The sequence below is a fragment of the Herbaspirillum hiltneri N3 genome (genome assembly GCF_001267925.1).
Taxonomy (GTDB): Bacteria; Pseudomonadota; Gammaproteobacteria; order Burkholderiales; family Burkholderiaceae_D; genus Herbaspirillum; species Herbaspirillum hiltneri.
The window spans coordinates 3733787-3755020 of the sequence record NZ_CP011409.1 but is presented as its reverse complement, the minus strand read 5'-3'; the positions used below and the strand labels follow the sequence as shown (position 1 = coordinate 3755020).

21 protein-coding genes and 1 pseudogene are annotated in these 21234 nt (G+C 60.0%); 12 read left to right on the top strand and 10 right to left on the bottom strand.

From position 1 onward, the window contains the following. The first annotated feature begins 99 nt into the window (after positions 1–99). From F506_RS17120 to trpS, 5 genes are all read left to right on the top strand, one after another. A complete protein-coding gene (locus F506_RS17120; RefSeq protein WP_016836400.1) occupies positions 100–444 on the top strand; it encodes a DUF3579 domain-containing protein in 345 nt (114 codons plus the stop codon). A 151-nt stretch (positions 445–595) separates the two neighbouring features. Continuing rightward, positions 596–1984, top strand: a complete 1389-nt coding sequence (gene fumC, locus F506_RS17115; RefSeq protein WP_053199399.1) for a class II fumarate hydratase — start codon at positions 596–598, stop codon at positions 1982–1984. A gap of 245 nt (positions 1985–2229) precedes the next feature. Then, positions 2230–2562, top strand: coding sequence for a hypothetical protein (locus F506_RS17110; RefSeq protein ID WP_053199397.1), 333 nt, complete (start codon positions 2230–2232; stop codon positions 2560–2562). Positions 2563–2620: 58 nt separating this feature from the next. Further along, complete coding sequence (locus F506_RS17105) at positions 2621–3184, top strand: glycine zipper family protein (protein ID WP_053201739.1); 564 nt, start codon at positions 2621–2623, stop codon at positions 3182–3184. A 300-nt stretch (positions 3185–3484) separates the two neighbouring features. Then, complete coding sequence (gene trpS, locus F506_RS17100; RefSeq protein ID WP_200907681.1) at positions 3485–4543, top strand: tryptophan--tRNA ligase; 1059 nt, start codon at positions 3485–3487, stop codon at positions 4541–4543. Here trpS and F506_RS17095 read toward each other — a convergent pair. Genes F506_RS17095 through F506_RS17085 form a run of 4 tightly spaced genes read right to left on the bottom strand, consistent with a single transcriptional unit; the run spans position 4540 to position 7212 of the window. Then, positions 4540–5946 (bottom strand): ATP-binding protein, encoded by a 1407-nt coding sequence (locus F506_RS17095; RefSeq protein ID WP_407638246.1) that lies wholly within the window; start codon positions 5944–5946, stop codon positions 4540–4542. The two genes, trpS and F506_RS17095, sit on opposite strands and share 4 nt — an antisense overlap. A 17-nt stretch (positions 5947–5963) precedes the next feature. Further along, positions 5964–6692 carry a response regulator gene (locus tag F506_RS17090; RefSeq protein ID WP_053201737.1) on the bottom strand — a complete coding sequence of 243 codons (729 nt, stop codon included), beginning with the start codon at positions 6690–6692 and terminating at the stop codon, positions 5964–5966. A gap of 8 nt (positions 6693–6700) precedes the next feature. Further along, positions 6701–6844 carry a hypothetical protein gene (locus F506_RS23500; RefSeq protein ID WP_167552699.1) on the bottom strand — a complete coding sequence of 48 codons (144 nt, stop codon included), beginning with the start codon at positions 6842–6844 and terminating at the stop codon, positions 6701–6703. Continuing rightward, positions 6841–7212, bottom strand: a complete 372-nt coding sequence (locus F506_RS17085) for a GFA family protein (protein WP_053201275.1) — start codon at positions 7210–7212, stop codon at positions 6841–6843. The genes F506_RS23500 and F506_RS17085 overlap by 4 nt, the downstream gene beginning before the upstream one ends. Positions 7213–7396: 184 nt before the next feature. Between F506_RS17085 and F506_RS17080 the strand changes: the two genes are divergently transcribed. The 3 genes from F506_RS17080 to F506_RS23745 all read left to right on the top strand — a co-directional run bounded on the left by F506_RS17080 (position 7397) and on the right by F506_RS23745 (position 9492). Continuing rightward, a complete protein-coding gene (locus F506_RS17080; RefSeq protein ID WP_053201273.1) occupies positions 7397–8119 on the top strand; it encodes a cytochrome c biogenesis CcdA family protein in 723 nt (240 codons plus the stop codon). Positions 8120–8131: 12 nt separating this feature from the next. After that, the gene (locus F506_RS17075; RefSeq protein WP_053195612.1) at positions 8132–8659 is read left to right on the top strand and encodes a thioredoxin family protein; all 528 of its coding nucleotides are present in this window, start codon (positions 8132–8134) and stop codon (positions 8657–8659) included. Positions 8660–8862: 203 nt separating this feature from the next. After that, positions 8863–9492: an alpha/beta fold hydrolase gene (locus tag F506_RS23745; protein ID WP_053199393.1), complete on the top strand. Its 630-nt coding sequence runs from the start codon at positions 8863–8865 to the stop codon at positions 9490–9492. Positions 9493–9637: 145 nt separating this feature from the next. Here the strand turns inward: F506_RS23745 and F506_RS17065 are convergent, their stop codons facing one another. The 4 genes from F506_RS17065 to F506_RS22750 form a co-directional block, all read right to left on the bottom strand. Next, on the bottom strand, positions 9638–12268 hold the full coding sequence (locus F506_RS17065) for a fimbria/pilus outer membrane usher protein (protein ID WP_053199391.1): 2631 nt from the start codon (positions 12266–12268) through the stop codon (positions 9638–9640). 85 nt (positions 12269–12353) lie between these two features. Then, positions 12354–13112, bottom strand: a complete 759-nt coding sequence (locus F506_RS17060; protein WP_053199389.1) for a fimbrial biogenesis chaperone — start codon at positions 13110–13112, stop codon at positions 12354–12356. Positions 13113–13239: 127 nt separating this feature from the next. After that, positions 13240–13803, bottom strand: a complete 564-nt coding sequence (locus tag F506_RS17055) for a fimbrial protein (protein ID WP_053201736.1) — start codon at positions 13801–13803, stop codon at positions 13240–13242. Positions 13804–14628: 825 nt separating this feature from the next. Continuing rightward, on the bottom strand, positions 14629–15402 hold the full coding sequence (locus F506_RS22750) for a fimbrial protein (protein ID WP_158443135.1): 774 nt from the start codon (positions 15400–15402) through the stop codon (positions 14629–14631). Positions 15403–15813: 411 nt separating this feature from the next. On the opposite strand from F506_RS22750, the gene F506_RS23210 reads away from it, so the two are divergent. Continuing rightward, positions 15814–16221 (top strand): hypothetical protein, encoded by a 408-nt coding sequence (locus F506_RS23210; protein WP_144424080.1) that lies wholly within the window; start codon positions 15814–15816, stop codon positions 16219–16221. A 52-nt stretch (positions 16222–16273) separates the two neighbouring features. Here the strand turns inward: F506_RS23210 and F506_RS17045 are convergent, their stop codons facing one another. Continuing rightward, positions 16274–16942 (bottom strand): response regulator transcription factor, encoded by a 669-nt coding sequence (locus F506_RS17045; RefSeq protein ID WP_053199385.1) that lies wholly within the window; start codon positions 16940–16942, stop codon positions 16274–16276. Between the two features lie 358 nt (positions 16943–17300). Between F506_RS17045 and F506_RS17040 the strand changes: the two genes are divergently transcribed. Beyond that, a complete protein-coding gene (locus F506_RS17040; RefSeq protein ID WP_053199383.1) occupies positions 17301–17765 on the top strand; it encodes a fimbrial protein in 465 nt (154 codons plus the stop codon). Between the two features lie 116 nt (positions 17766–17881). Here the strand turns inward: F506_RS17040 and F506_RS17035 are convergent, their stop codons facing one another. Continuing rightward, a complete protein-coding gene (locus tag F506_RS17035) occupies positions 17882–18694 on the bottom strand; it encodes a ferredoxin--NADP reductase (RefSeq protein WP_053199381.1) in 813 nt (270 codons plus the stop codon). Positions 18695–18956: 262 nt separating this feature from the next. On the opposite strand from F506_RS17035, the gene F506_RS17030 reads away from it, so the two are divergent. Together F506_RS17030 and F506_RS17025 are read left to right on the top strand one after the other, a co-directional pair. Next, a complete protein-coding gene (locus F506_RS17030) occupies positions 18957–20711 on the top strand; it encodes an autotransporter assembly complex protein TamA (RefSeq protein WP_053199379.1) in 1755 nt (584 codons plus the stop codon). Continuing rightward, positions 20699–21226, top strand: a pseudogene (locus F506_RS17025) (HAD-IA family hydrolase); the annotation flags it as partial. The gene F506_RS17030 and the pseudogene F506_RS17025, both read left to right, overlap by 13 nt. Positions 21227–21234 lie beyond the last annotated feature (8 nt).

The window sequence follows — 21234 nt, the reverse complement described above, 5'->3', positions numbered from 1 at the left end:
CAAGTCTTCTATAAGATATAATACTTGGGTTTCGTCGGCTTCCCTCCCAAGAGGCAGGAAGCCATTTATGTGGCAAACGCCAGAGAACGAATTGCACGCATGGCAGATCCCATCAATACCACCAACGAGCCGGCACAAGAATTCATCATCATGGGTCTGACCCAGGATGGGAAGCAGTTCCGGCCCAGCGACTGGGCCGAACGTCTGTGCGGCGTCATGTCCTGTTTCCGCCCCGAAGGTTCGGGCGGCCGCAATGCTCACCTGCAGTATTCCCCCTACGTATTGCCGACCATGATCAACGGCGTCCGCTCGGTCGTCGTCAACGAAGCGCTGCGTGCGCTTGAGCCGCTGGCTTATCATTTCGTCCTGAATTTCGCCAAAGACAACAACCTGCAGGTGATTGACGCCTGTCTGCTCCCGGATCCCGCATCCCGCAAGCCCTAGGACGTATTGCATCAGCATCCGCCGGCAATTGCGCGGATACTGATGCAATCAGTTCTTGTTGTCTCCTATCGCTCAAGCCGGCAGCGTGCGCCAGAGCCGTACGAGATGTAGCGGTTCCACGGAACCATATTTCCTGCGGAGAAGAAGCATCATGAAACATCGAATTGAACGCGACACCTTCGGCCCCATCGAGGTGCCTGACGATCGTTTGTGGGGCGCGCAAACGCAACGCTCGCTGCACCATTTCCATATTTCCACCGAACGCATGCCGGCCGAACTGATCGTCGCGCTGGCGGCAGTCAAGCGCGCCTGCGCGACGGTCAACCGCGACCTCGGCAAGCTCGACGCAAAAAAGGCGGAAGGCATCGTTGCCGCCGCCGACGAAGTCATCGCCGGCAAGCATCCGCTGGAATTCCCGCTGTCGGTCTGGCAGACCGGCTCCGGCACGCAAAGCAACATGAACATGAACGAAGTGCTGGCCAATCGCGCTTCGGAACTGCTGGGCGGCGTGCGCGGCGAAGAGCGCAAGATCCATCCCAACGACGACGTCAACCAGAGCCAGTCGTCCAACGATATCTTCCCCACCGCCATGCACGTGGCGGCCAGCCTGGCCGTCGCCACCCACCTGGTGCCCATGCTGCACAAGCTGCGTGCGACGCTGGAACGCAAGTCGGAAGAATTCAAGGACATCGTCAAGATCGGCCGCACGCATTTGCAGGACGCCACACCGCTGACGCTGGGCCAGGAATTCTCGGGTTACGTTGCGCAACTCACGCACGCCGAAATGGCGATCATTTCGACGCTCAATGCCGTCAGCGAGCTGGCGGCCGGCGGCACCGCAGTCGGCACCGGCCTCAATGCCCATCCGGAATTCGGCGCGCGTGTCGCCGCCGAGCTGGAGAAGCACTACGGCTTCCCGTTCAAGACCGCGCCCAACAAATTCGCCGCGCTGGCCAGCCACGATGCCCTGGTGTCGGCGCACGGCGCCTTGAAGACGCTGGCGGCGGCGCTCATGAAGATCGCCAACGACGTGCGCTGGCTGGCTTCCGGCCCGCGTTCCGGTCTCGGCGAGATCACCATCCCGGAAAACGAACCGGGCAGCTCGATCATGCCGGGCAAGGTCAACCCGACGCAATGCGAGGCGCTGACCATGCTGTGCGCGCAAGTGTTCGGCAACGACGTCGCGATCAATATCGGCGGCGCCTCCGGCAATTTCGAACTGAACGTGTTCAAGCCGGTGATCGTCCACAACTTCCTGCAAAGCGTGCGTCTGCTGGCCGACGGCATGGACAGCTTTGACGACCACTGCGCGCAGGGCATCGAAGCCAACCGCGACCGCATTGCCGACCTGAGGGAGCGTTCGCTGATGCTGGTGACCGCGCTGGCGCCGCATATCGGCTACGACAAGGCCGCCAAGATCGCCAAGCAGGCGCATCACGACGGCACCACGTTGAAACAGGCTGCGCTGGCCCTCGGTTATGTTACCGAAGAGCAGTTTGCGCAGTGGATCAAACCGGAAGAAATGACCGGGCCGAAGTAACTTCTTGCGGGCCTTGACGGCCGGTTTTCAGCAGGATTTCCGCTTTGCCTACACGCCGCTTCCAAAGAGCGGCGTGTTTGTTTCCGCTCTCCGGAAACCCGCATGTATCAGGCTTTGTAGCGCCATGTACAGCTTTCTTAAATAGGGTTACGAATTGAAACAAAGCCGTTGAAATCTTGCCGTTTTGCGTATATTGAATGGAGCGGGATGGCGCGTGCCGTCTCTACGAAATACGCGAGGCGAAGATGAGAAAAGCAGCTTTGTTGGGATTGCTTGCGCTGGGTTGCATGGCGGCAAGCGGGGCAAGTTCAGCACACACCCGTTTCGGTGTGTACATCGGCGGGCCGCTCTGGATACCGCCACCGGCCTACTATCCGGCGCCGGTCTATTATCCGCCGCCGGTGTATGTCCAACCTGCCGCACCGCCGGTCTACATCGAACAGAGCCCGGCGCAGGGAAACTACTGGTACTACTGCCAAGAATCCAAGGGCTACTACCCCTATGTCCAGAGCTGCCCCAGCAACTGGATGAAGGTCGTGCCGAACGGTCCGAGCGGCGGTCAGCCGCCGCCGCAATAAAGTGCGGTCGCAACCAGACTTCAGACAAATTCCGGACATCCTTTTCAAGGACCTCATCGTGAAACCAATCCATAAAACAGCCGGTACGCTCGGCGCCGTCGCCGCCTTGCTCGCACTGGGCGGCTGCGTCAGCGTGCCGACCGGCCCATCGGTCATGGCCATGCCGGGCAACGGCAAGTCGTACGAGCAATTCCGCGGCGAGCAGATGCAATGCCAGCAATATGCCCAGGAGGCCATCGGCGGCCAGGCACAATCGACGCAAAATAATGCCACCAACAGTGCCGCAGCAGGCACTGCCATCGGTGCCGTGGCCGGCGCATTGATCGGTGCGGCTTCAGGTAACGCCGGCGCCGGTGCCGCGATCGGCGCCGGCGGCGGTTTGCTTGTTGGCAGCGCGGCCGGTAGCAACGCAGCGGCGGGTGGCAATTATTCGATGCAGCAACGCTACGACATGACCTACAGCCAATGCATGTACAGCAAGGGCAACCAGATCCAGACGCAGCAGGCCGCCACGGTCTACAGCTATCATCCGCGCCGTTACTATTACGCACCGCCGCCACCGCCTCCGGGTTACTACGGCCCGCCCCCGGGATATTACGGTCCGCCGCCGGGCGCATACTGATGTCCTGAGCGCATGAACATCCAACAACCGCATCGTGCAAGCGATGCGGTTTTTTTAATGGAAAGCCGGTGTGGGCATGGCTTTTGCAGTGCATCATGCCCAAGCCTTGATGCTATACTTAACGGATGCAATCCAGAATTCATCCCTCACTACAACTCCGGCATTGGTGGCGCACCTGATTCGGGTGGCCCGCTTTTGCACAGCTTTGTAGTACAGCTTTTGTCAATGTGATGCCGCCGGTCCGGGCGGCATTGTTTTATGCGGCGAGACTGGCGGCGTTCCGAAATTACCGGAGTGACCATGTCCTTGAATGATTCGCCAGCATCCGCAACTTCCATTGTTTCCAACAAGCCGTCGACTGCGCGTCCCATCGTCCTGACCGGCGACCGTCCGACCGGTCCTTTGCACCTGGGCCATTACATCGGCTCGCTGGTGTCGCGCGTGCAGTTGCAGGACGAGGCCAGCCAGTTCCTGTTGCTGGCCGATACCCAGGCCATGACCGATAACGTCGGCCGTCATCAGAAAGTCACCGAAAACGTCGTCGAAGTCGCACTCGACTACCTGGCCGTCGGCATCGATCCGGAAAAATCCACCATCTTCATCCAGTCGCAAGTCACCGAGCTGTACGAGTTGTCGATGCACCTGCTCAATCTGGTTACCGTATCGCGCCTGGAGCGCAACCCGACCATCAAGGAAGAGATCCGCCTGCGCGGTTTCGAGCGCGACATCCCGGCCGGCTTCCTGACCTATCCGGTCAGCCAGGCAGCCGACATCAGCGCCTTCAAGGCCACGCTGGTGCCGGTCGGCAACGACCAGTTGCCCATGATCGAGCAGACCAATGAACTGGTGCGCCGCTTCAACAACGTGGTCGGCAAGGAAGTACTGGTGGAATGCAAGGAAGTGCTGTCCGAAACCGGACGCCTGCCCGGCATCGACGGCAAGGCCAAGATGAGCAAGTCGCTGGGCAATGCGATCGCGCTGGGCGCCTCGCCGGCCGAGATCAAGCAGGCGGTGCAGCGCATGTACACCGACCCCAACCATTTGCGGGTTGACGATCCGGGCCAGGTAGAGGGCAATGTGGTGTTCGCTTTCCTCGACGCCTTCGAGCCGGACCGTGTGGCGCTGGAAGAGCTGAAGCAGCATTACCGCCGCGGCGGTCTCGGCGACAGCGTGCTCAAGCGTCGCCTCGAAGGCCACCTGCAGGAATTGCTGGAGCCGATCCGCACCCGCCGCGAGCAATGGCAGCAGGATCGCGGCGAAGTGCTGGCGATCCTGCGTCGCGGCACCGAGCGAGCGCGCGCAGCGGCGGCGCAGACCGTCTCGGAAGTGCGTGGTGCGCTCGGTCTTAACTACTTTTAACGCGCCCGTTTTGTCTGCTTCAGCGGCAGCGACAGCAAGACTTCCAATCCGCCTTTGGCGTGGTTGCGCAGGTCCAGCAAGGCGCCGTGATTTTCCGCGATATTGCGGGCAATCGTCAGCCCTAGCCCGGTGCCGCCGGTATCGCGCGAGCGCGATGTTTCCAGCCGGTAAAAAGGTTCGAACACCGTTTCCAGCTGGCTCTCGGGAATGCCGGGGCCGTGATCGCGGATGCGGATCAGCACCCGGTTGGGCAACAGGTCGTCGAGCGCGATCGATACCTCGGCGCGCTGGCCGTACTTGAAGGCGTTGTCGAGCAGGTTGGTCAGGCAGCGGCGCAGTGCATTGGGTTGGGCCACGACAAAGGCGCGCGTGCGTCCCTGCAGTTCAACCTGCTGGCCGGCGTCGGATGCATCGGCGCACACGCTGTCGAGCAGGGAGTCGATGTCCAGCCGCTGCATCGCTTCCGATGAATCCATGCTGCGCGCCAGGTCCAGTCCCTCGCGCACCATGATTTGCATCACGGCAAGATCGTCCACCAGCTTCTGCTGCAATTCCTTGTCTTCCACTTTTTCCAGCCGCAGGCGCAGGCGCGTCAGCGGCGTCTGCAAGTCATGGGTGATCGCCGCCAGCATGTGCGTGCGATGCTGGATCTGGCGCCGGATGCGCATCTGCATGGCGTTGAAAGCCTTGGCCGCCTGGCGGATTTCGGTCGGCCCTTTTTCGGCCAGCGGCGGGTGATCGATGTCGCGTCCGAGTTCGGTCGCGGCGCTGGCAAGATGCTTGATCGGCCGCGCCGCCATGCGCGCCACCACATACGCCAGCATCGCGATCAGCACCAGGAACAGCAGGATGTAGGGACTGCCGGGAGGACCCATGCCGCCGCGACCTCGCAGCGCAGGGGGATCGCCCGGCATGTGCAGGCGCAGGCGCAGCAGCGCCTTGTCGCGCAGGCTGACATAGATCACGCGGCAGGTGTCACTGTGCGGTCGTTCATTGCGGTTGAGGCCTGGAGCGTCCGCAGGAGCGTTGCGCGGTCTGCGCGGCGCGCAGTCGGTTTCGCGCTGGACCACGACCTGGCGATCTTCGCCCAGCCGCGATTTCAGGATGTCGGCCATCGGGCTGGTGCTTGGTCTCTGCGTATCGCCGACCTCGTTGACGACGGCAGCTTCAAAGCCGAAGTTGTCGGCCGCGTGCAAGACCACGTCGCGCGCTTCCGGGGTGAGCGGGTCGAGCGCCTGCACCACCTGCTCGACGCGCTCGGCGACGTGCTGGTAGCGCAGTTCGCGCATGGTGTTGCGACGCTCGTTGGAGGCCAGCCAGGTGGTCGTGACCGTCGCCACCAGGATGCCCGCCAGCAGGATCAGGAAGACGCGGTTGCCGATCGAGCCGAAGAACTCGCGCAGCGGGGCGAAGAGATGATTCATCCGGCATCCTCCGATGTCACGGCCGTGGCCAGCACATAACCCTCGTTGCGAATGGTCTTGATGATGGTCGGGGTGCGGGCGTCGTCGCCCAGCTTCTGGCGCAGGCGGCTGATCTGGATATCCACCGAGCGATCGAAGGGATCGGCTTCGCGGCCCTGGGTCAGTTCCAGCAACTGGTCGCGGTTGAGAATGCGATTGGGATGGTCGAGGAAGACCTTGAGCATGCGGAACTCCGCGCCCGACAAGGCCACCACCACGCCTTCCGGATTAAGTAGATGGCGCGCGGTCAGGTCCAGCGTCCAGCCGGAGAAATGCATGGTCTTGGCTTCCGGGCGCATCATGCTCGGCGGCAGCGCCAGGGTCCGGCGCAGCACGCTGCGTATGCGTGCGAACAGTTCCCGCGGCTCGAACGGCTTGGCCAGGTAGTCATCGGCGCCCATTTCCAGGCCGAGGATGCGGTCCAGCGGTTCGCCGCGCGCGGTCAGCATGATCACCGGCACGTTCGACTGCGCGCGCAGGTTGCGGCATAGCGTCAGGCCGTCCTCGCCGGGCAGGGTCAGGTCCAGCACAATCAGGTCCACGCGCGTTTCATCGAGCACCTTGCGCATGTCGGCTCCGTTGGTCGCCGTCAGCGTGCGAAATCCATTGGCGTCGAGGTACTCCGCCAGCAGGGTGCGGATTTCGCGGTCGTCGTCGACGACCAGAATGTGAGAATTTGTATCCATGCCGGCGATCATACCCCAGCTCGTTTGCGGCGGCGCGCCGGCGCCGTGCTGGCAACGTTGAGCAGCGAGCAATACACCGGCTTCGCCAGCTCGGCCGCAAAACCTCCCATCGCAAAGACGAATACCGCCAGAAAGCGCCGCAGATACCTCATGCGTCCTCCAGCACCGACAAACTGGCGCCGTCGGCCACGGAGGCTTCCAGTGCATACGGGTCGACGCCTTCGAGGCAGCCTACGTTGGCGCGCCAGAGATTGGACGCCTTGCGGGTCTGATGGAACGGATAGATGCCGCAGTGCTTGCAGAAATAGTGTTTCGCCGTGCGCGTATTGAACTGGTAGAGCGTCAGCGACTCTTCGCCGCTGACTATATTGACGTCGGCGACGTCGATCATCGGCGTCATCAGCGCGCCCTTGCGGCGGCACAGGCTGCAGTTGCAGCGTCCGGCCGGCGTCAGCGCCGTACGTACTTCAAAACGGACGGCGCCGCAGTGGCAGGAGCCTTTGTAGAGTTTTTCGGTCATGTTGTTCTCCTTCAGGTGGTTGGCAATGACTGCTTTATAAAACAACTCTCCGGATGATTTGTGTCCCAATGTATCTGGCTGGTACACATACACAAAACATTGCACCCGTGCGGTGTTGCAGACACAAGCCAGATACGTGCAGGCGTTCCAATACGGTCATCGCAACCAACATTGGAATGCCACCATGCACAACTTCATCGAAACGCCCTTTGCCCTGCTGGCCGGTCTGCTGACCATCGCCTCGCCGTGCGTACTGCCGGTGCTGCCCATCTTGCTGGGCAGTTCGGTCACGGAACCGGGCAAGACGCCCAACCGCACCCGGCCGCTGTTCATTATCGCCGGCTTCATTCTGAGTTTCTCGGCCTTCGCCATGTTGCTCGGCGCGGTGTCCAGCACCGTTCACGTGGCGCAGGAAGCCTTGCGCAATACCGCCATCGCGCTGCTGGCGCTGTCGGGTCTGCTGCGCCTGTGGCCGCGTCCTTACGAATGGCTGGTGGCGCATTTGCAGGCGCCGCTGCAACGCATGCACGGCACTGCCCCGAAACCGCCGAAAGAACATGCCGGCAACACCGGCGGCTTCGTCCTCGGCATGTCGCTGGGCGCAGTCTGGACGCCCTGCGCCGGTCCGGTGCTGGCCTCGATCCTGGTGCTGGTGGTCAAGGCGCAAGACCTTGGCTGGTCGGCGCTGCTCTTGCTGATGTATGCCATCGGCGCCGCCATTCCCATGCTGGCGATTCTCTATGGCGGACAGTACATCACCCGCCACGTTCGTGCCGTGTCGCGCCACACCCAACGCCTGCAACAGCTGTTCGGCGTGCTGGTGATGCTGACCGCGCTGGCGATCTACCTGCAATACGACGTGCTCATCACCGCCACCCTGTCTTCCCTGTTCTCTTCGTCCAATTGAAAGGATTCCATCATGCTCTCCCGACTCAAGACCATCGCCGCACTGACCGTGCTCGCCACCGCAACCTCCACTGCCGCATCGGCCGGCGCACTCAGCAAGAGCGTCGCCGCGCCGGAATTCACCGGCGTCGACAAATGGCTCAACAGCGAACCGCTGACCATGCAGCAACTGCGCGGCAAGGTCGTGCTGGTCGACTTCTGGACCTACACCTGCATCAACTGCATCAACACCCTGCCCTACGTCAAATCCTGGTATCAGAAATACAAGGACCAGGGCCTGGTGGTGGTCGGCGTGCACACGCCGGAATATCCATTCGAGCGCAGCACCGACAACGTCAAGACCGCCATCAAGCGTTTCGGCATCACCTACCCGGTCGCTCAGGACAACCGCTACGCCACCTGGAGCGCCTACAACAATCAGTACTGGCCCGCCTTCTACCTGATCGACAAGAAGGGGCAAGTGGTCTACACGCACTTCGGTGAAGGCCAGTACGCGCAGACCGAAGCCGCCATCAAGAACCTGCTGGCGCAGCCGCAGTAACCCGATTCAACCTTAGAACGTGTTTGCGATCTTACTGCGCGACCCTGATTTGCCGCTAAACGGTACTCAACATCCTCATGTACTTATGTACATTCCGGTGTTTCCGTGCCGTTTGGCGACAACTGAGGGCCGCTCGCTACAGATCGTAAACACGTTCTGAGTCCAACCGCCGCATCCACAGCCATCAATACCAAGGAGAAAAAATGTCCGACCAGATCGATCAACGCCGCCGCCGTTTCTTCGGCGCCGCAGCAGCCACCGTCGCCACCGCTCAACTGAGTTTCAGCGCGCTCGCCCATGCACAGACACAGACCATCGCAGCCGGCGCCTCGCCGGCAACGGCAGCCGGCTTCACCTCGATCAAGCAGATCGATGCCGGCGTGCTCAACATCGGTTACGCGGAACTCGGTCCGGCCAACGGCAAGCCGGTCATCCTGCTGCACGGCTGGCCGTATGACATCCACAGTTTCGCCGACGTCGCACCGCTGCTGGCCGCTGTCGGCCATCGCGTCATCGTGCCGCACCTGCGCGGCCACGGCAGCACCCGTTTCCTGTCGGCCGACGCGGCACTGGCGGCGGGCCTGATCGCCGAAGTCGCCGACGACGAGAACACGCTGCCACGTACGCTAGCGCTGGCCGAGACCATCGCCGCCAAGTCGCCGTTGGCGTTGCGGCTGGCGAAGGAAGCCATGCTCAAGTCGTATGAGCTGGGCCTGGAAGCCGGACTGAATCTGGAGAGGAAATCGTTTTCCCTGCTGGCAGCCAGCGAGGACAGGCGGGAAGGAATTGCGGCGTTCAAGGAAAAACGCACAGCGCAGTTTATCGGACGCTGAACGCGAGCAAGCCGTAGCGGCAGCTGTATCACCGGCAGCCGCATCACAAACGATTGCCTCACAGGCACTACCGCGAGGACATTGCGCTGTAGCAAAAGAAAAAAGCCATCTTGTGGATGGCTTTTTCTTTGGGCGGTGCGATTGATCAGCGCGTTACGCTTTGACCGGGATCCGCCGCTTTTCCAACGATCTTGACATCCGGCTTCTTGCCGGCGACTTGTGGCGTGAACTCGCAGCGCGCTTCTGCGGTGTCGAACACGATGCCTTTGGCGTCCTTCGGGCGCGGCGGCAGCTGGTACTGCACCGAACATTGCTCGGTCGCAGCCTGTCCCCATTTCACCACCAGGCGTCCGGCGTCCTCGTTCGATGCACGCACGAACACACGACCACCCTGCCCTGCGAGGCCGATTGAATTGCCCTCGCCGTCTAGCACTTCCGCGCCGAACGGCACTGCGTCACCATTTGGCAGCGTCACCTGGAACAGGATGGAACGGCCGCTCACGGTCGGATATTTCAGCATCACCACGGCGCCGGAACGCGGCGCCACGCGCTGGCTGGTCATCGCCAGTTCGACGTCGGTCGAGCTGCCTTTAGGATCGATGGCGACCTCGTTGAGGCGGTATGGCGTCAGGTAAGGTACGACCGCGTAGCCGCGACCGTCCACTCGTACGCCGGCGGTGTTGAGCATGGCGCCTTCGGCGTCGCGCGCCTCGACGATGCCGATGGTCTCACCCACGGACTGGGCCAGGGTGACGCCACCCGGATGCGCGACGATGGCGCCGGACGCCTGCGCCGACATTTGCGTCGTTCCCCGGCTGCCGTAACCGTAGCTGCCGCCGACGTTGGCGTATGCAGCCCGGTACTGGCCGTTCACGGAGCTGTTCGAAGAACCCGGGTTCTTGCTTGCGCTCATGCCGTAGCTGAAGGCATTGTCTTCTCCCAGCACGCCGTTGAGCGTCGATTGCAGGCTGGTTCCGCCGCGACTGTCCTTGCTGACGTTGGCCGACAGCGTCGGTGATTGCGCTTCGCGTCCGAGGGGCATGGTGGCGCTGGTGAAGTATTGCGTGCTGGTGGTGCCGGTTGTCAGCTCCTTCTGACGCTGTACGTAGACGCTGTAACTGATCGACTTCCAGTTATTGTTGTAGCCGGCCTGGTATTGCATCGTCGATCCGTCGCGGTTCCAGTAGTTCTGCATGGAACTGCTGAGATAAAAGGAACCGTTCTTTTCACCCAGGGACTGATTGATCAGCAGTTGCAGCTGGCTGCGCTGACGGTCGATCTGGCTACCCAGGGGGCCCTTGGCGATCCGCTCCTTCGCCGCCAACAAGTCTTGCAGGCGCATGAAGCCGCTGCTGGAATAGCGATATGCCGCCAGCGAGACATTGGTGCCGGTGTCTTTCAACAATTTGCTGTAGTCGGCCCGGTAACTCTGGCCGGAGCGCGTGTCCTGTTCCGACACCTTGGCGTGCGACTGCGTCACGCTCGCCGACAACGCACCGACCTCGGTATTGAAGGCTGCGCCGCCTACTGCCGACAGATAGTCGTTCGCCGCCTGCGCGCCGCCGAACAGGGTCAGGCTGTTGGTCATGCCGCGCTCATACGTGGCCTGGACGAAATTGGCTTGCAATGCTGCACCATTTCGCGTGCGGCCGGCGGTGACGCTGTAGCGGCCGACGCCCGGACGCAGCAATTGCGCCACCGACGCATACGGCACCGTGAAGCTGGTGCGGCTGCCATCGGCCTCCGTAATCACGACCGACAGATCGCCCCCGTAACCGGTGGAGTACAGATCGTTGATCTCGAACTGGCCGGGAGCAACGGTAGTCTCATAGAGGATGTTGCCGCCTTGGGAAACCGTCACCTTGGCGTTGGTCTTGGCGACGCCGCGCACCACCGGCGCATAGCCGGTGAGGGAATCCGGCAACATGCGATCGTCAGAGGCCAGGCGTACGCCGCGGAACGAGAAGCTGTCGAAAAACTGCCCGGTTGTGTACGTGTCGCCGAGGGTCAACTGGCTTTTTAGATCGACGAGCTCGCGCTGCAGATAGGTCGCCGTGTTCTGGAAACGTATCTTGCCGCCGCTTTGTTTCGTCGCCGTGGAGAAATTGCGCAGGCGCCAGTCGCCCAGATTGACGCCGCCGTTGAGTCCCAGATAGTAAGAGGAATTGGGCGGCGATCCAGGCGTACTGGTGCGATAGGTGTTGAAGTTGTAGCCGAGGATCGCCGCATTGACGCCGCGGTCCCACGAGTCCGGATTGACGTAGCCGCGCGCCTGCCTGCGCAGCGAGATCTGCGGAATGCTGACATTCAGGCGCAGCTCGGAATTGTCGAACAGTGCGGTCGCTCTGGGAACCAGCTCCTCGATGTTGAGGCAGCTTTCCGGCGTCGCCTGCTTGATGGTGGCAAACGTCTCGGGTGAGAGTTTTGCAAAGTCGATGCCGGCCATGTCAAGGAAAGCGCGATCAGGACAAAACCTCACGTTGGTCGGATCGCCGTCGATACTGCGAAGAACCACATCCGAGCGCCCCGCCCACGTTTCATTCACGTAGATGTCTGCGCGATAGGTGCCCGCCTGGACCGGATTGCCGTTCTTGAAACGCGACAAGTCCAGCGACTTGCCTTCCTTGCGCTGCAGGAAGGAGTCATTGAACTGCGCTTGCGCCAGTACAGTCGGTTTTTTTTGCGCATAGGCGGCGCAAGGGGGCAACGCTGCAAGCATGACCAGGACCATGCTGCACAAGGGCTTGCGCTTAAACGTCTGTCGAATGGATTTCATAATTTCTGCTTTGCTCTCTTGCAAGCGCCTATAGCGTTTCAATAACGGTGAAAATGACATGACAAGATATTGACCGCCGGAGCGATCACTTCGATAACACGCCTTCACCGAGGATGGCGCCGCCGTAATCGTTCAGGAATTCGAATTTCACTTTTTGCCCAGGGGCAGGCATGCTCTTCAAGTCCTTGAGCGGATATTTCTGGGTACCACCCGGTGCCACCATGCCGCCCTCACTATTCATGATGTCGGCTCCACCTTCCACTGCGGAAGTCAGGCCGGCGTTGATGAGACTGAAGTAATACGGCGTCGGGTTCCTGACCTCGAGCGCGTAGCCGGAACCTTCGCGCACGACAGTCCATGCAAACTGCGTCGGCCCCTTGGAATAGGCTTCCTGGCTGTCCAGCGCCTTGGGACGGTAGAACACCTTGATGCGTGTACGGAAAGCCATTTGCATGAGGTTGGCGTTTTCCGCTTCCAGGTCAACCGGACGCGGCGGTATTTCGAGCAGGTTCAAATAGAAGACCGATTCCTTGTCTTGCGGCAGGGGTTCCCGCGTATGGATCATGCGCAGCGTCTGCCCTTGGCCCGGTTCGATGCGGAACAGGGGCGGCGTGAGGATGAAAGGCACTTTGGTTTCATCCGGCTTGGCGCTAATGTCACCGGCGTCCATCCACGTCTGGACCAGGCCGGGAGAGACTCCCTCGTTGCTAAGGCGTACGGAAACTTCTTTTTCGCTGGATGGAAAAATTACGCGTGTGCCGTGAATGACCACGCTAGCCCAGCTGGAGGCGGCGCTGGCCACCAGTAGCAAGGCAACGGCTGTTCTTGTTATGTTGCGTTTCATATGAATCCCTTTTTATTGCTGTGAATGAACCCGGGTGAACAAGGCTGATGCCCGACACCCGAGTCCAGGTGCAAAGATGGCGCCAAAGAAAGCCGGTCCAGGACCGGCTTTCTTTGCGTCGAACAACTTATTGGAAGTCGAGGCTGTACTGAACAGTGGTCAAGACCGTACCGGCTGTTGCTGCACCACCGGTCGCCACATACTTGGAACCGTACACAAGCGTCGCACCGGCCACACCGGCAGCGCCGACGAGTGGCACGTACGCAGTGTTTTGCGCGCCGGCCGCTGAGCCAACAGCGATATCCGTACCATCCGAATTGACCAGGCCGACTTGAACGTTGGTGGCTGTACCAGTCGCATTTTTCAGACGATGGGTAGTGATATCAACTGTCGAACCGCCTTCGAAAAATGCACGTACAGCACCGTTTGCAGCAGGAGCAGCGCCGTTTTGGGAGCAATTGGTCAGAATGATCTTGATCGAGTCGAGCTGTTGACCAGCGACTTGGCCCGCAGCCGAAAGTGCCGAGGTCGGCACCTTCGGCATATTGACCGTGAAGTCCGGGCTGCCGCCGTTGATGGTGCAAGTCTGAGGGGTGACGGAACCGACGAAGGTGATGGTACCGTTAGCCGCCTGGGAAGCGATAGGCGCTGCTGCGACAGCCAGCAAAGAAGACAGAATGATTTTTTTCATGGTGATACTCCAAATTGAATTTAAAAATTTTCGCAATTCATGCAGACGCCTGAACCTGCAAAAAACCTCGCTACCCATGCCGCACCTTCATCCGATACCGCCGGATAGTGTTGCCTTGCGTAGCCATCATTGCGTTGAGCGTGTCGCTTTTTGGTTCTGACACATTCATCACAGGACGCATCATAGGGATTCTCCGACGGCAAAAATATAAGAAAACTCTCAAACTATTTTTGGTGAAAAAAACCGACACAAGGCAACGGCGTCAAATTTCCCAAAAGGAATTTGGAAGACCGGAAGAGGTGCAAAAGCAATGGAAGAGAAGTCGTCGTCAACGTGGAAGAAAGGCGGCTGACTCTACGTCCCGTCCAACACGACTTAACGGAAATGCCGGTCGTCGTGTCATGCGCCCTCCTGCACGGCGCCGACAGTCGGGCAGCGTTAGCGCTGTGCAGACAAGAGAAGCACGACTGGAGATGCCGCGTCGTGCCGCGTCCTTCCGCAGCACGACGACATCGACTTCGACGAGCGCCAGGCGCAGAACAAATCGCAGAACGAGCAGGAATCCACCTCCCGGCTCAAGGAGCGCGGCGGCAGCGGCCAGGATGGTGAAGGTGAAGGCTAAGAAAGGAACTTGCTGGAACAGAACCAAGATGGTGGTCTCAGGCGAGCATGCGGTGAGGTGGTGGCGCTTACCCCGGCATCCTGGGCATTACGCTTGTTGCGAGGATGAGGGGATGATGGCGCTGAGGCGTATTGATCGCGACGACGACGAACAGACCGTTTGTGTGTCTGTCCGTCGCTCTGTCGATTCGTGCTCACATCGATTTATTGGTACGACACCGTCGCCACCACGCGGCCGGCGACCCTGCCCGGGCTGACGGCAGCTTTGGTCTGGTAGTACCGTACCGTGTAGGGATTATTGAATACGCCGCTGGCTGCGCTATTGGGCGTGCCCGGCTCGAAGCTCCCGAAGGCAATCGGCGCACTGGTGGTCCGGTTGATGATTTGCAGGCCGATACCACTCGCGTTGCCCGACCCCTGATCGGTCTTGATGACGCCCGGAGCACCAGAGGAATCCTGAGCGGCGGTATCGAATGTCAACCCCACGCGCACGTCCGGCGTCATGCTGGAACAGTTCAGCGGGATATTGAAATCCTTTGCGCTCTCGACATGGCCGATACGGGTAAACTTCCCCAGCGGCACTGGAGACAGGGTTTCTGTGATGTTGCCGATGGAGCAGGTGCCGTTTAAGACTCTCGGCCCAGAACTGGAGTTAATCGCAATAACGCCCCCCCCCGGCGCTCTGATTGCAGCCCAACCAGTTCCAGGCGCATACTGTCCTACAGCGGGCTTAGAAGCAGTAGCACGGCTAAAGGCTTCTACATGTACTCGTTTATATTTCAGACGTACAGTGGCCGTCACCTCCTGCGTGAAAGTACCGTCCGGGAACTTGTGCTTATCCCACCCACCGTTATCCGGAGTGCGTGTAGTAACTGCACCTGAAATATCGATATCTGCCTGATATACTGTAAGATAGCTGTCCGGATTCTGTACGGTGGTGTCCATAAGCCCAGATGTCACACGTTTCGTTTCGATCACGTTGACACTTCTATATGCGTCGCGAGGAACTGGAGCGCAAGCTATCGTAAGCGTCCTCCTCCACTCCTCCTGATAAACAATATCTCCAACGTTTCCCGCACGACCGCTAACCAGCTGCGTTGGTGTGAAAACCCAAACTGTTGATGGCGAAAAACGACACTCCGCCCTCGCTTCATTTGCCCCCCACAGCAATAACAAGGCAAAACAAACCCACCCCCTGACAAACAACCCGCAACGACCAGACATAGCACTTCCTTCACAAATCCATTAAACGATGGCAACCCAAGGCCCGCGCATCCAGGCGGGAGAGAATGTGGCTCCGAGAACCGATGGCGCCATCATAAAGAGCGTCAATGCGCCGGGATATGAGAAAAATCTCAAATGACGTGGCGCTGAAGAATATTTCGCCGCATGAGCTTGGATCTACTACGCGCCGATAACGCCGCCAAAGCCGGTATCAAGAATCGAAAATTCGAGGCCGCTATCGGCGATTCGTCTCCTGCCGCCGTGCTTCGGTTGCGTGCGGAAATTCAATGCAGTTGCCCCGAAAAACCGAAAAATAATCGGCTGGACCGGACATGCAAATCGCCGCGCGTTTGTACGCAGTGCGAAGAACAAAGCACGAAGCAACGCCCGGACACGCGTACATCCCGCGTCACAGATGCGGAAGAGAAACGGAAAAGAAAAACAGGAAGGAGAAAGAAAGAGCGCGCCCCATCTGCTGCGCTCAGTCGAAGACGATTGTTTGCTGCTTTCGAGCCGGAAGAATCGGTCGCGCATCAATGGCAGCTTCAATCTGTTTTGTTGCCGCCTGTGTGACTACTGCTGCCAACCCCCAATTGTTTATCAACTGTCCATCGGACAATAGAAATCAGATCATGCCGGTTGCGTAGGCGTACTTGATCAGGTCTGCGTCGGTAGTCAGGCCCAGCTTGCGCATGGCGTTGTTCTTGTGCGTGCTGACGGTGCTTGGCGTGCGCGACAGGCGATCGCAGATGTCACCCAGCGAACAGCCGCCGACGAACAGCCGGACCACTTCCAGTTCGCTCATGGTGAGCTCCTTGTTTTGCGCGAAGGCGTCGCCCTGGGCCCAGCTCATTTCCAGTTCGCCGCGCAAGGAGACCGGGAAATAGACCTGTTTGTTCGATTGCGTGGCCAGGCAGGCGCTGACCAGTTCCTCGGCTTTTTCCTTCTTGCTGATGACCGAGAAGACACCCATGCGATACAGGCGCTTGACCACGGCGCTGTTGTTCATGGCCGTGTAGACGATCAGCTTGGTCGACGGAAACTCCGTGCGGATGCGCTTGATGAGGATGAAGCCATCGGCCTCGTCCTTCTCTTCGGTGGGCATGGCGAAGTCGGTGATGACGACTTCGCACGGCGTGCGCTGCAGGGACTCCAGCAGTTCGTCGCCGGTCTGCGCCATCAGCACGATGCGGAATTCAGGCAGGCGGCCCAGTTCGTGTTTGAGTGCATTGAGCACTACCGGATGATCGTCCGCAATCGCGATTTGCAGGACCTTATTCAAAATTAAACTCATACATTCTCCTATCATTAATTTGCACGCTTAGCAGCTTCAACCATACGCACTTCGTGCATGTGCGATATGCCCCTCAAAAAATATATGCTCTGGAGTGGCTGCCATCTCGCTTGGTTCCCTGCTGTTTTTCGCCAATCTGCGCAAACTGTTTTTCCTCCTATGGAGCGCGGCGAAAAATATTTTTTTTCGATTTTTTAAAATTGCGAAAAAGCAACAGCAAACAAAACTATCGCGACATATAATCTAGAAAAATTTCAATTAAATATAAGTAGCACCCTCTCAAATTCTCGAAAAAATTCGATATCACATCGAATTGCCTAGCCCGTTTCAGCAGCCATTTTTCGAGGAGTATCAAGATATGTCCACCACCATCCGTTTTCAACGCCTTGCCGTTTTCGGCATCATCAGCACATGCTCTTCGCTGGCTTTCGCTGTTGGAGGAACCATACGCTTTTCCGGCGCTGTCGTCGAATCGGCATGCACCGTGCAAAACCAGGCGATTGACATGAAGACGCTGGCTGCCTCGCGCACCGGCAGCCAGATTCCGTTGAGCGTGTATTGCAACGCCAGCCAGTCCGTGCGGATTTCCATGCAGGACATGGGTACGGCGACCGGCCGCAGGACTTTCGACGGCGGCGTTGCCGGCGCGGAAGTTGCCATCAGTCATGGCGCGGCGACGATCGGTCCGGGCGACGCGATCAACTACAGCTTCAAAGGGAAACAGGAAGTATCGGTGCCGCTGACGGCAACCTTGCGCAAGGCGGCCAACGTCGATGCGGCGAGCATGCACAGCAGCGTGCTGATTTCTTTCGACTATCGTTAAGGTCTGTTCACGATCTTGCCGCCAGGCCGTCAACAGGTTCCTGGAAAGCAAAAACGGACGCGTTCGCCGGATGGCGTTGCGCGTCCGTTCAGTCATGCGTGCAAAGCACGCAGCCGTCACCAATAATCTTCCGTGATGAACTGCCCCCCGCCCGCGCGGCGGCATGGGCCGAGTCCGCGCTCGCGCAGAATTTCGCGCACTTCGGTGATCATGTCGGGATTGCCGCACACCATCAGCCGTGATGCCTCGGCATTGATGTCGAGGCCGGCTTTGCGCTCGAGGCTGCCGTCACGCAATGCGCTGGTGATCCGTCCGTGCAGGCGCTCGGGATGTGCGGCGGCATCATCGCGCGTGGTCATGGGAATCAGCTGCAAGCGGCCCGGCAGGTTTTGCGCGGCGGCCTCTTCGCGCAAGGCCTGGAATTTGTCCTGATAGGTCAGTTCATCTTCGTGGCGCACGCAGTGGACCAGCACCAGGTTGCGGAATTGCCGCCACACCTCGGGCTGCTGCAGGATGGACAGGTAAGGTCCCAGTCCGGTGCCGGTCGCCAGCATCCAGAAGTCGTCGCCGCCGCCAAACCGGTCGGGCGTCATGAAACCGTAGCTGAGCTTTTCGACCCACACCGGATCGCCCGGCTTGAGGACATTCAGCGCGGTGGTGAACAGGCCGTCGGGAACCACGATGGCGTAATACTCCAGTTCGTTTTCCGCCTCGGCCGAGGTGATGGAATAGGCGCGCCAGATCATTTCGCCGTTGACCTGCAAGCCCAGCCGCGCGAATTGGCCGGCTGTAAAACGATATTCAGCGGGACGCGTGGTCCGGAAGGTCAGCAGTTTGTCGGTCCAGCGATGCATGGAAACCAGGGTTTCCTGCGTGGCCTTTTCGGTTGCCGGGATTTGCGCGTTCACGTCCTTGCTCCTTGTTTGCATCCTGAACGGCCATCGCCGTCCGGGAAAATTCTCAAAAATGCCCCGTCAGGGGTTTGCTTCATTCGATACGCCGCTTTGGCGGATACAATGGCGGCTGTGGCTTCGAAGGCTGTTTAAACATCCTTTCCGAGCCAATAGCCATGTGCGTTGCAGGGGAACTAATCCCCTCCGGCAGGGCCACAACCAACATCCTAACCGCACTTCAGCCTGAACGTCCCGGCAAGTGCCTGATTACAAAAAGTCTGGAACCCGCGAACACCCGATGAAATGGACTTGCCGATTAGCGATTGCCCTCCTGTCCTGCGCTGCCGGCGCGGCGCATGCCGCCTACAAGGTTGACATCACCGCGCCCGATACGCTCAAGAAAATCCTCAAGGAACATCTCGATCTGGTGCGCTATCAGGATCGCGCGGACCTCAGCGAAGAACAATTGCAGTTCCTGCTCGACACCGTCAGCGACCAGGTGGTGCAGCTTGCCTCGACCGAAGGCTATTTTTCGCCTAAAACCGAAGTTCGCCTGGAGAAGAACGGCACGCAGGAAAAACTGGTGCAGTTACATGTCGATGCCGGCCCGCAGACGAAGATCAGTTCGGCCGATGTCGAGATCTCCGGCGTCGCCGCCGAGCAAGACCCGGAGCGCGTGAACGATATCCGCAAAACCTGGGCGCTGCCTGTCGGCGCACCGTTCCGCCAGGAAGACTGGGACAAGGCCAAGAACCAGGGGTTGGATAAACTGCAGCAGCACAAATATGCCGCCGCCCGCATCGCCCGGTCGCAGGCCAGCGTCGACCCCGACGACCAGCAGGCCGACCTGAGCGTGCAATACGACAGCGGCCCGCGCTTCACGCTGGGTCCCTTGCAGATCAGCGGCGCCAAGCGCTATCCCGAAAGCATCATCCGCAACGTCAATCCGCTCAACGTCGGTGAAGAGTACGACGTCAACCGCCTGCTGTCGCTGCAACGCCAGATCCAGAACACGCCTTATTTCAGCAATGCCATCGTCGGCATCGACAACGATCCCGAAAACGCCGACATGGCGCCGGTCAAGGTGCAGGTCACCGAATTCGCGACCCAGCGCATCCGCACCGGTATCGGCTACGCGACCGACACCGGCGCCCAGGTCGAAGGACGCTATTCGCACTACAACGTGTTCAACAAGGCATACGTCTTCGACAGCCAGTTGCGGCTCGAACAGAAGCGCCAGTACGGCCTGCTCAACCTGGCCATGCCGCCCGACAGCAAGGCCTTCGTCAACAGCGTCAACGCTTCGATGGAACGCACCCGGCTGGAAGGCGTCGACCTGCGCAGCCTGCGCACCGGCATCAAGCGCGCACGCACGGGGGAGTTCTACGATACCGCTTATACGCTGACGTATTACCGCGACCAGCTGCAACAGGAAAACGGCGCCACCCTGCCGCCGGACACCGTGGTGTCGCAAGGCCGGCACCAGGCGTTGGTGCCGGGCTTCTCGTGGGCGCGCCGCAATGTGGACGATCCCATTTTCCCGCGCAAGGGCAACCTGCTGACGCTGGAAACCGGCTTCGCGCTCAAGGGCGTGGTCACCGACCAGACCTTCGGCCGCCTGTACGGACGCTTCAAGCAATACCTGCCGGTCGCCAAGCGCGACCTGATCATCCTGCGTACCGAGCTCGGCGGCGTGTTCACCAAGGGCTCCGCATCCGAGGTGCCGGCGTCGCTGCTGTTCCGCGCGGGCGGCAACGATTCGGTGCGCGGCTATAGTTACCAGAGCATCGGCAATGAAGTCAACGGCACCGTCTATCCGACCAAATACCTGGTCACCGGCAGCGCCGAATATCAGCGCTGGTTCACTGAAAAATGGGGCGCTGCGGTGTTCTATGATGTCGGCGCCGCCGCCGACAACTGGAACAACAAGACTTTCTATAACGGCGTTGGCGCCGGCGCGCGCTGGCGCAGCCCGGTCGGCTCGCTCAACCTCGACCTGGCCTACGGCGTGCAGAAGAAGCAAATCCGTCCGCACATTTCGCTGGGCATGTGATCGGCCTCGGCCTGCAGGATGCCATGCAGGCGGCGATTCCGGACGTTGATCCGAAATACTATCCGCGCATCGTGGAGCGCTATCGTCACCATTACCTGGGCCAGGACAAAGACCTGAGCCTGTTCGACGGCGTGCGCGAGATGCTCGACGATCTCGGCCAGCAGGGGTATTTCCTCGCGGTCGCCACCGGCAAGAGCCGCGTCGGCCTCAACCGTGCGCTCAACAGCACCAATCTCCTGTCGGCGTTCGACGCCACGCGCTGCGCCGACGAAACTTTTTCCAAGCCGCATCCCGCCATGCTGCAGGAGCTCACCCGCGAACTCGGCCAGGAAATGGGCCGCACACTGATGATCGGCGACACCACCCACGATTTGCAGATGGCGCTTAATGCGGGGGCGGGCGGGGTTGCGGTAGAATTCGGCGCGCATCCGGTGGAACAGTTACAGGCGCTCAATCCGCTGTATTCCGCCGGTTCCATCAAAGTGCTGCACCAATGGCTCAATGACAACGCTTAGGAAATACG